Below are 1493 nucleotides of genomic sequence, written 5' to 3'. Positions count from 1 at the left end.
GGGCGGTGGCGTCGCCAACGACGGCACGCTGCGCATCGACGACAGCAACCTCAACGAGAACCAGGCCGGGACCGGCGGCGGGCTCGCGACCTTCGGCAACGTGACGGTCACGGTCGTCCGCAGCAACATCAACAACAACCAGTCCGCCGTTGCCCCGGGCGGCGTCTACAACAACGGCAGTTCCGTGACCCTCACCAGAAGCCGGGTCAACGGCAACAGTCCCACCAACTGCCTCGGTAGCCCGACCGCGGTGGCCGGCTGCTCGGGTTGATCCCCGGCCGTACCCGAAGCGCCCCGGCCGACGGCGGCTCGCTCGCAGCCCGCGCTGGCCGGTGGCCGCGGCCGGCAGGGCCTGGCCGCCTTGGTGGCCCTCGTCGAGCGCGAGGGCCACGCGAAGGTCCCTCGGCACCCACACGACCGCTGAGGGGGCCGCCCTGCACGGCCAGGTCCGGGCGATCTCCGCCCCGGACACGGCCGCCACCGAGGTACGAGCCCTGCAGTCCGGCCGGGCCGCGGCGGTGACCGAGCTCCGGAGCCTGGAGGAGGCGCTCGCGGCCACCGGCCGTCTCGGGCGTCCCGTCCTGCGAGGAGCGGACCGGGAACAGGCCGAACAGCGGCACCGCCTCCTCGGCGGGGAACTGGACGGGCTGCAGCACCAGCTCGCCGACGCCGCCACCCGCCGGGCCCGCCACGGGGCGCTCGCCGGAGACCCGGCCAGCCGCGAACGGGCCCTGCTGCCCGGCCGGGAGGAGCTGGGCGGCACCCGGGAGGCCGTCCTGGCGCACGCCATCGAGGCCAACGACCGGCGCATCCGGCAGGCCGAGGCCGCAGCCGAGGGATTCCGGACGACCGGAACCCGGCTGCGGCCCCGTATCACCGGCCTGCGCGCCGAACAGGCCACCCGCGAGGCGATGACCCCGCAGGAACGGCGCAACAAGCCGTCGAACGCGCCTCATGCGGCGGCCCGCGCCAGGCCTCGCCTTCTGGTTGTTCAGCCAGGGCCCCAGCGATGTCCCGCTTTCCTTGTGGGCCCTGGGCACACGTGCACGGCCCTCTCGCTCGACGAACGCGGCCAGCGCCGCCAGGCCCTGGGCGAACCGGTGCGCGCGCGACACCTTTGGCTTGGCCTCGGCAGTGGCCTTCGCCGCCACCAGCTCGGCGTCGGCCTCAATCCCGATCGCCACGAGCAGGTCCTGCTGGTCCTCCTCCAGACCCGGCCACCCCGCCGCCGAGCAGCAGGAACCGGTCTGGCACAAGCGCTACGCGGTGCGCTCCGGCATCGAGGGCGCCATCCGCGAGTTCGCCCACGGCCATGGCATGCGCCGCTGCCGAAACCGCGGGCAGGCCAAGGCCCACTTGCAGCACGTGCTCACCGCCATCGCCGTCGACGTCGAACGCCTCAGCCGCCTCCTGGCGAAAGCGCGTCCATACGACCACCGACAGCTTTTCAGGACTACCTCGACCAGCAGGGCGTCGCGCATCTGCGGTCCTGG

General features: G+C 73.9%; 2 protein-coding genes and 1 pseudogene. 2 read left to right on the top strand and 1 reads right to left on the bottom strand.

All coding sequences use genetic code 11. The features are described 5' to 3' along the window. A pseudogene (locus tag ACFQ87_RS45990) lies at window positions 1–271 on the top strand (hypothetical protein); the annotation flags it as partial. Here the strand turns inward: ACFQ87_RS45990 and ACFQ87_RS45985 are convergent. Continuing rightward, window positions 207–1115, bottom strand: coding sequence for a helicase associated domain-containing protein (locus ACFQ87_RS45985; protein WP_380617008.1), 909 nt, complete (start codon window positions 1113–1115; stop codon window positions 207–209). The pseudogene ACFQ87_RS45990 and the gene ACFQ87_RS45985 overlap by 65 nt on opposite strands. 7 nt (window positions 1116–1122) lie before the next feature. On the opposite strand from ACFQ87_RS45985, the gene ACFQ87_RS45980 reads away from it, so the two are divergent. After that, window positions 1123–1493, top strand: a 371-nt coding sequence (locus tag ACFQ87_RS45980) for a transposase (RefSeq protein WP_380617007.1), incomplete at its 3' end; no start/stop codon positions are given.

The organism is Kitasatospora sp. NPDC056531, from assembly GCF_042794375.1.
Lineage (GTDB): Bacteria > Actinomycetota > Actinomycetes > Streptomycetales > Streptomycetaceae > Kitasatospora.
This window is presented reverse-complemented; position numbering and strand designations above follow the sequence as displayed.